Genomic DNA, 8306 nt, shown 5'->3' on the forward strand with positions numbered 1-8306 from the left:
GCCGGCTGCGGCCCTGCTGCCCGACTACACGAAGGCCCTGGCCGCACGCGCCGCGCTGGATTTCGACGACCTGATCGCGCTGCCCGTGCGCGCCATGCGCGACGACCCGGGCTTGGCCGCGCGCTGGCAGGGGCGCTGGGCCGAGATCCTGGTGGACGAGTTCCAGGACACCAACCTGGCGCAGCACCGGCTGGTCAAGCTGCTGGCAGGGCAGGGGGGGCGGGTCTTCGCCGTCGGCGACGACGCCCAGTCGATCTATGGCTGGCGCGGCGCTGCCGTCGCCGAGCTGCGCCGCTTCGCCGAGCACTACCCCGCCGCACCCGCGCCGCTGCGGCTGGAGACCAACTACCGCTCCACCCGCCGCATCCTGCTGGCCGCCAATGCGGTGGCCGCCTGCGACCCCGAGGCGCTGCGCAAGGTGCTCCGACCCGCCGACGCCAGGTCGGCCATGGGCCCGCCGCTCAGCCTGACCATCCTGGAAACGCCGGAGGAGGAGGGCAGGGCGGTCGCCAGGCGCCTGCTCGCCTTGAAGAAGAAGACGCCCGACATGGCCTGGCGCGACGCTGCCGTGCTGCTGCGCGCGACTTTCCTGGCCGATCCGCTGCTGCTGGCGCTGCGCGAGGCGGGCATCCCGGCCGGCCTGGTCGCCGAGCGCGAGCCCGATCCGCCCAAGGAAATCCTCGCCGCCCAGGCCTGGCTGCGGCTGGCGCTGAGCTTCCGCGACGGCGCCTGGGACCCGGCCGCGGACGACGCCTTCCGCCGAGCCTGCGTCCTGCCGCCGCGGGGCTTGTCCGGGCGGCTGTTCGCGCGGCTGCGGGACCATGCCACCGAGGCCGGGCTGGCGCTCGCTGCCGCCATCCCGACGATGCCGGCGACCGCAGACGAGCGCACGCCCTTCCAGGCCGTCGCCGCGACCGCGCAGGAGATCGCGGCCGCCTTCGCCAGCCAGCGCCTCTCGCCCGCCGATGCGCTGCAGCTGGCGGCCACCCGTGCCGGCTTGGCCAGCGGGCTGCGCCAGGCCGGGCCCGAGCTGCTCGCCGCCTGGGAGGCCGCCTTTGCGGCCGCTGGTCGCAGCGGCAGCCTGGGCGCCTATGCCGATGCCCTGGCGCTGGGCAATGTCGCCGGCGAGGCCGAGGCGCCGGACGCCATCGCACTGATGACGCTGCACCGCGCCAAGGGGCTGGAATTTGACCATGTCCTGCTGCCCGGGCTGGAGGACGGCGTCTTCCCGCATTTCCGCGCCGAGGCGCAGGGCAGTCTCGACGAGGAACGGCGGCTTTTCTATGTCGGGCTGACGCGGGCGCGGCAGACGCTGTGGCTCAGCTGGGTGCGGCGGCGGCGCGACTGGGCGGCGAAACCATCCCGCTTCATCGCCGAGATCCCGCAGCAGCTGTTCCGCGAGGTGGCCTAACCCCCCCTTGCGGAAGCCGGCGGACGCGATGCTACGCTCGCGCGCATGGACGAAATCGACCGCAAGATCCTGGGCCTGCTGCAGGCCGATGCGACGCTCTCCGTGGCGCAGCTCGCCGACAAGGTGGGGCTGTCCACCACCCCCTGCTGGAAGCGGGTGCAGAAGCTGGAGGGGCAGGGGGTCATCACCCGCCGCGTCGCACTGGTCGCGCCCGAGGCGGTGGGGCTCGGCTTCAGCGTCTTCGTCGCCATCGAGGCCGGCGACCATTCCGAGGCCTGGCTGCAGCGCTTCGCCGAGGCCGTCGCCGCCATGCCCGAGGTGATGGAGGCCTACCGCATGGCCGGCGAGGTCGACTACATGCTGCGCGTCGCCGTCGCCGACATGGCCGCCTACGACACCTTCTACAAGAAGCTGATCGCGGCGACGGCCCCGCGCAACGTCACCTCCCGCTTCGCCATGGAGCGGATGAAGCACACCACGGCCTATCCGCTCGGCGGCCCTGCCTTCCGCGACCGCCAGGCCGAGGCCGCGCGGGAATAGTTTTTCCCGCAAGCGCCGCGTGACAGGATGCCTGTCCTGCCGTGGCGGCGAAGTTTGGGAATCACAACTCTTTCGCGCAAGCGCCACGCTTCATACTTTCAGACGTGATGACGCAGCGCCGCACCCCGTCCCGCCGAATGCCTGGTTGCTGTCCGGCCTGACACGGCGTGCGGCCGGGGCCTGGTGTCCTGGCATCCCCTTCCCAAGCCCGCAGGCGGCCCTCGCGCCGCAAAGGACCAGCATGTCCGAGACCCATGCGGCCACGGCGCCGCGCGACCTGATTCTGGAACGTCCGCGCCGCCTTTCCTGGCCGCGCCTGGCGCTGCCGCCGCAGCTGCGCCGCTTCCTCTCGCCGCTGGCGATCGTGCTGCTGTGGCAGGCGGCCTCGATGGCCGGGCTGATCTCGCCGCGGACGCTCGCCGCACCCAGCACCGTGCTGGCCAGTGCCTGGGAGCTGACGCTGTCGGGCGAGCTTCCTGCCCACCTGCTGGTCTCGCTCGGCCGGGTTGGCGCCGGCCTGGCCATCGGCCTGTCCGCCGGCGTCGCGCTGGCGCTGGTCGCGGGGCTCTCGCGCCGCGGCGAGGAGGTGGTGGACGCGCCGATGCAGATGCTGCGCACCCTGCCGTTCCTGGCGCTGGTGCCGCTGTTCATCCTGTGGTTCGGCATCGGCGAGACGCCGAAGATCGCGCTGGTCGCGCTGGGCGCCACCTTCCCGGTCTATCTGACCCTCTTCGCCGGCATCCGCGGCGTCGAGCCGAAGCTGGTCGAGGCAGGGCAGGTCTTCGGCCTCGACCGTCGCGGGCTGGTGCGGCATGTGGTGCTGCCGGCGGCGCTGCCCTCGGCGCTGGTCGGGCTGCGCTATGCGCTGGGCAGCGCCTGGCTCAGCCTGGTCATTGCCGAGCAGATCAATGCCAGCTCCGGCATCGGCTTCCTGATCAATGACGCGCGGGAATTCCTGCGCACCGACATCATCGTCGTGGGCCTCTTGGTCTATGCGCTGCTCGGCCTCGGCGCCGATGCGCTGGTCCGCCTGGTCGAGCGCCGCGCCCTGGCCTGGCGCCCCAGCCTGATCAAGGGGTGAGCGCCATGACCGACCGCACCCTTCGCGTCCGCCACCTGACCCGCCGCTTCGGCACGAACACCGTGCTGGACAACCTTTCCCTGGAACTGGAGCCCGGCAGCTTCACCGCGCTGCTCGGCCGCAGCGGCTCCGGCAAGTCGACGCTGCTGCGGACCCTGGCCGGGCTGGACGCCGCGCCGGCGGAAGCGCAGCTCGACCTGCCGCGCCCGGTGGCCGTGGCCTTCCAGGAGCCGCGGCTCCTGCCCTGGAAGAAGGTCTGGCAGAATGTCGTCATCGGCCTCGACGGCCGCGGCTTGCGCGACCGGGCCGAGGCGGCGCTGCAGGAGGTCGGGCTCGGCCGCCATCTCGATGCCTGGCCGGCGACGCTGTCGGGCGGCGAGGCGCAGCGCACGGCGCTGGCCCGCGCGCTGGTGCGCGAGCCGCGGCTGCTGCTGCTGGACGAGCCTTTCGCGGCGCTCGACGCGCTGACCCGCATCCGCATGCATGCGCTGGTGCTGGAGCTGTGGCGGCACCACCGCCCGACCACGCTGATCGTCACCCACGACGTGGACGAGGCGGTGCTGCTGGCCGACCGCGTGCTGGTGCTGGATGGCGGCCGGATTGCCGCCGATGTGGCGGTCGGGCTGCCGCGGCCGCGCCGCCATGCCGATCCGGTCTTTTCGGCGCTGCGCCGGCAGCTGCTGGGCGCGCTGGGCGTCGAGCTGGAGGAGGCGGCCTGATGGACAGCTTCGTTCGTCTCGACCCGCTGCCCGGGTTGAAGCGCCGCTTCGCCGAACGCGCCGCGCAGCATGATCGCGACGCGTCCTTCCCGCACGACAATTTCGCTGCGCTGCAGGAGGCTGGGCTGCTCGGCCTGACCGCACCGGAGCGCTTCGGCGGGGCCCAGATCGGCCTGGCGCGCGCGGCCGAGATCGTCGGTGACGTGGCGGAAGGCTGCCCGGCGACCGCCCTGGTGCTGGCCATGCAGTTCATCCAGCTGCGCCAGCTCTGCGCCGAGCATGCCTGGCCTGAGGCGCTGAAGGAGACCCTGGCCCGCGGCGCCGTCGAGCGTGGCGAGCTGGTCAATGCGCTGCGCGTCGAGCCGGAGCTCGGCACGCCGGCGCGCGGCGGGCTGCCCGCCACCATCCTGCGCCGTGACGGCGAGGGTTGGAGCCTGTCGGGCCGCAAGATCTTCTCGACCGGCGCGCCTGCATTGACCTGGATGCTGGTCTGGGCCCGGACGGATGAAGACGCGCCGCGCACCGGGCTGGTGCTGGTACCGGCCGGCGCCGCGGGCGTCGCCATCGAGGAGAGCTGGGACCAGGCGGGGCTGCGCGCCTCGGGCAGCCATGACGTGGTTTTCTCCGATGTCGCCATCGCCGGCCATCAGGCACCGGACCTGCGGCTGCCGGCCGACTGGGCGCGGCCGGATGCGGCGCAGGCGGCCTGGAACACGCTGCTGATCGCGGCGCTCTACACCGGCGTTGCGCGGGCGGCGCGCGACTGGCTGCTGGGCTTCTTGCGCACGCGCGTGCCGTCCGGTCTCGGCGCGCCGCTGGCCACGCTGCCGCGGATGCAGGAGGCGGTGGGCCGCATCGAGGCGCTGCTGCTGGCCAATGCGCGGATGGTGGCCTCGGCCGCCGCCGAGCAGGATGCCGGCGACGGCCCGACCGCCAGCGAGAGCGCGCTGATCAAGACGCTGGCCGCCGACAATGCCATCGAGGTGGTGCAGCAGGCGCTGGCGCTGACCGGCAACCACGGCCTGGCCCGGAAGAACCCGCTGGAGCGGCATCTGCGCGACGTGCTCTGCGCCCGCATCCACACCCCGCAACCCGATGCCGCTTACACCCTCGCCGGGCGCCTGGCGCTCGGCCAGGCCTGAGGAGAGAACCGCGATGTCCGACGCGCTCGAATTCATCGGCATGGTCCAGCCGCGCCAGCAGTCCGAGATCCATCCGGCTTCGGGACCTGCGATCGACCTGGGCTATTTCCGCGCCTCGGCGCAGGCGCATGACGAGGCCGGCTTCGACCGGATCCTGATCGGCTGGTACAGCAACGGGCCGGACGGGCTGCTGCTGGCCGCCGATGCCGCGGCCCATACCAAGAAGGTCAGCTTCCTGGTGGCCCACCGCCCGGGCTTCCAGTCGCCGACCACGGCGGCGCGGGCCTTCGCCAGCCTGGACCAGCTCAGCGGCGGCAGGGCCGCGATCCATGTCATTTCCGGCGGCGACGACACCGACCAGGCGCGCGACGGCGACTGGCTGGGCAAGGATGACCGCTATGCCCGCACCGACGAATATCTGGACGTGCTGAAGGCGGTCTGGGGCGGCGAGGGGCCGGTCGACCACGAGGGCGCCTATTACCGCATCAAGGGCGCCTCGCCCGAGGTGAGGGCCGTGCAGGCGCCGCGCATCCCGATCTATTTCGGCGGCGCCTCGGAAGCGGCGCTGCAGGTCGCGGGCCGCCACGCCGACACCTATGCGCTGTGGGGCGAGACCCAGGCGCAGGTGCGCGACATCGTCGCCCGCGTCCGCGCCGAGGCGGCGAAGCACGGGCGCCAGGTGAAGTTCAGCCTGTCCTTCCGCCCGATCCTGGCCGAGACCGAGGAAGCCGCCTGGGCCAGGGCCGAGGACATTCTTGGCAACATTCGCCGGGTGCGAGGCCAGGCTGCGCTGTCGACGGGCGCCGACGCCAAGACTAAGGCGCCGCAGAATGCCGGGTCGCAGCGGCTGCTCGACGCGGCGGCGCTGGGCGACCGGCCGGAGGGGCGGCTCTATACCGCCATCGCCCGCGAGACCGGGGCGCGCGGCAACACCACCGCGCTTGTCGGCACGCCGGAGCAGGTGGCCGAGGCCTTCCTCGAATACCATGCGCTGGGCGTCACCACATTCCTGATCCGCGGCTTCGATCCGCTGGAGGACGCGGTCGAATATGGCCGCTCGCTGCTGCCCGCCACCCGCCGCCTGCTGGCCGAGAAGCTGGCGCATCAGGACATCGCCGCATGACGTTTCTGCCCACACGTCGAATTCTGCTGACCGGGGCTGCCCTGCTGGCGGCGCCGCGGGTGCTGCGGGCGCAGGCGCCGCTGCGGGTGGGCGACCAGCGCGGCAATGCGCGGGCGGTGATGGAGGCCGCAGGCGTGCTGAAGGGCGTCGAGGGGCGCTTCGCCTGGAGCGAGTTCCCCGCCGCCGCGCCGCTGGTCGAGGCGCTGAATGCGGGCGCCATCGACACGGGCCTGGTGGGGGATGCGCCCTTCACCTTCGGCGCCGCCGCGGGCGTGCCGGCCAAGGCGATCGCGGCGACGCGGCAGGGGCAGGACGGGCTGGCGATCCTGGTGCCGAAGGACAGCACAGTGCAGAGCCTCGCCGATCTGCGCGGCAAGCGGATCGCGACGGGGCGAGGGTCGATCGGGCATCAGCTGGTGCTGGCGGCGCTGGAGGATGCGAAGCTGCCGGCGGATGCGGTGAAGCTGGTCTTCCTGCTGCCGGCGGATGCCAAGGCGGCCTATGGCAGCGGCGCGGTGGAGGCCTGGTCGACCTGGGAACCCTATGTGTCGCAGGAAGAGGTGCTGGCCGGGTCGCGCCGCATCGTCGACGGCAACCGCATCACGCCGGGGCTGAGCTTCCAGGCGGCGCGGGACGATGCCATCGCGTCGCGCCGGCCTGACCTGGAGGATTTCGTGCGTCGCCTGACGGTCGCGCGTCGCTGGGCGAACGAGAATATCGCCGGGTATGCGAAGACGTGGTCGGGGCTGATGAACGTGCCGGAGCCGGTGGCCGTGCAGTGGTTCACGCGGGCCCGCACGCGGGTGGTGCCGATCGACGACAGCGTGGCGCGCGACGAGCAGGGCAATATCGACCTGTACACGCGTGCTGGCTTGGTGCGCCGGCGCATCGCTGCCGATGACATATTGGACCGCAGTTTTTCGGCCGTGATCCAGTCTGCATGAATGTGGGGGTCTGGGGGCATTCAATGCCCCCAGCCTTCTCTTGCTTATCTGAGCGTCGGATCGAGCCGATCCCGCAGCCAATCGCCCACGAGGCTGACGGAGAGGGTGGTCAGCACGATCACCGCCGAGGGCGACAGCAGGATCCAGGGCGCCCGCGTCAGGTATTCGCGCCCGTAGCCGACCATGTTGCCCAGCGAGGTCATCGGCGGCTGCACGCCGAGGCCGAGGAAGGACAGCCCGCTTTCCAGCAGGATGATTTCCGGGAAGGCCAGGGTCATCGAGACGATCAGGGTCGCCGCGATATTGGGCAGGACGTGGCGAGCATAGACGCGCCAGGGCGTCGCGCCCAGCTGGCGGACGGCGGCGGCATAGCCTTGGGCGCCGGCGCTGATGGCGAGGCCGCGGGCGATGCGGGCATAGCGTTCCCAGCCGTGCAGGCCGAGCAGGCCGATGAAGAGCGGCAGGGAATTGCCGAAGAAGGCCAGCACCGAGAGGGCCAGGATCATGAAGGGCATGGCGGCCTGGAAGTCGACCAGGGCCATGACCGCCTGCTCCACCCAGCCGCGGAAATGGGCGGCGAGGAAGCCGAGCACGACGCCGAGGGTCGCCGCGATGATGGCGGCGCCGAAGGCGATCAGCAGCGACATGCGGATGGAGACGATGAGGCGCGACAGGACGTCGCGGCCGAGCTCGTCGGTGCCCAGCGGATGCGCCCAGCTGCCGCCCATGAAGACCGGGGGCGCGAGGCGGGCGCGCAGGTCGAGGGCGGTGATCGAATAGGGCCGGATCTGGTCGGCCAGGAAGGCGATGGCCAGGACGGCGGCGATCCAGACCAGCGCGATGGCCACCATCGGCGGAATTTTCGCCCGCTTCTTCGGCGGCGCAACGGCGACAGGGATGGCGGCGGGGGCGGTCGCGGACATGGTCAGGCTTCTCCGCGAGCGGTGACGCGCAGGCGCGGATCGAGGGCGCCATAGAGCAGGTCGACCACCAGGTTGGCGGTGATCATGGTGGCGGCGACCAGCAGCAGGATGCATTGCACGACGGCCAGGTCGCGGTTGGCCACCGCGACCACCAGCAGGCGTCCAACGCCGGGCCAGGAGAAGACACTCTCCACCACGACGGCGCCGGCGAGCAGGCTGCCGATCATGAAGCCGACGATGGTCACCGTCGGAATGGCGGCATTGGGCAGGGCGTGGCGGCGGACGGCCATCTGCCAGGGCACGCCCTTGGCCAGGGCGGTGCGCATATAGGGCTGGCCCAGCACCTCGAGCATGGCCGAGCGTGTGAACCTTGCCAGCACGGCGGCGCCGCCGTGCTGGCAAGGTTCACACGCTCGGCCATGC

9 protein-coding genes are annotated in these 8306 nt (G+C 72.1%); 7 read left to right on the forward strand and 2 right to left on the reverse strand.

The window, feature by feature from the left end; genetic code table 11:
• The 7 genes from BKE38_RS18825 to BKE38_RS18855 form a co-directional block, all read left to right on the forward strand.
• The coding region (locus BKE38_RS18825) for an ATP-dependent helicase (protein ID WP_131829647.1) at positions 1–1411 on the forward strand (1411 nt) is incomplete at its 5' end.
• Between the two features lie 45 nt (positions 1412–1456).
• Positions 1457–1951 carry an Lrp/AsnC family transcriptional regulator gene (locus BKE38_RS18830; RefSeq protein ID WP_076958809.1) on the forward strand — a complete coding sequence of 165 codons (495 nt, stop codon included), beginning with the start codon at positions 1457–1459 and terminating at the stop codon, positions 1949–1951.
• Between the two features lie 241 nt (positions 1952–2192).
• Positions 2193–3032 (forward strand): ABC transporter permease, encoded by an 840-nt coding sequence (locus BKE38_RS18835; RefSeq protein WP_083747669.1) that lies wholly within the window; start codon positions 2193–2195, stop codon positions 3030–3032.
• A gap of 5 nt (positions 3033–3037) precedes the next feature.
• Entirely contained in the window at positions 3038–3751 is a 714-nt protein-coding gene (locus tag BKE38_RS18840) for an ABC transporter ATP-binding protein (protein WP_076958815.1), read from the forward strand.
• Positions 3751–4893 (forward strand): acyl-CoA dehydrogenase family protein, encoded by a 1143-nt coding sequence (locus BKE38_RS18845; RefSeq protein WP_076958810.1) that lies wholly within the window; start codon positions 3751–3753, stop codon positions 4891–4893. Before BKE38_RS18840 ends, BKE38_RS18845 begins: the two co-directional genes overlap by 1 nt.
• 13 nt (positions 4894–4906) lie before the next feature.
• Positions 4907–6016: an LLM class flavin-dependent oxidoreductase gene (locus BKE38_RS18850; RefSeq protein WP_076958811.1), complete on the forward strand. Its 1110-nt coding sequence runs from the start codon at positions 4907–4909 to the stop codon at positions 6014–6016.
• Positions 6013–6960, forward strand: coding sequence for an ABC transporter substrate-binding protein (locus BKE38_RS18855; RefSeq protein WP_076958812.1), 948 nt, complete (start codon positions 6013–6015; stop codon positions 6958–6960). Before BKE38_RS18850 ends, BKE38_RS18855 begins: the two co-directional genes overlap by 4 nt.
• A gap of 44 nt (positions 6961–7004) precedes the next feature.
• Here the strand turns inward: BKE38_RS18855 and BKE38_RS18860 are convergent, their stop codons facing one another.
• Both BKE38_RS18860 and BKE38_RS18865 read right to left on the reverse strand, forming a co-directional pair.
• A complete protein-coding gene (locus BKE38_RS18860) occupies positions 7005–7883 on the reverse strand; it encodes an ABC transporter permease (RefSeq protein ID WP_076958813.1) in 879 nt (292 codons plus the stop codon).
• A 2-nt stretch (positions 7884–7885) separates the two neighbouring features.
• A partial coding sequence (locus tag BKE38_RS18865; protein WP_131829648.1) for an ABC transporter permease occupies positions 7886–8306 on the reverse strand: 421 nt, incomplete at its 5' end.

Origin of the sequence: Teichococcus deserti (genome assembly GCF_001982615.1) — a bacterium.
In the GTDB taxonomy this organism is placed as follows: domain Bacteria; phylum Pseudomonadota; class Alphaproteobacteria; order Acetobacterales; family Acetobacteraceae; genus Pseudoroseomonas; species Pseudoroseomonas deserti.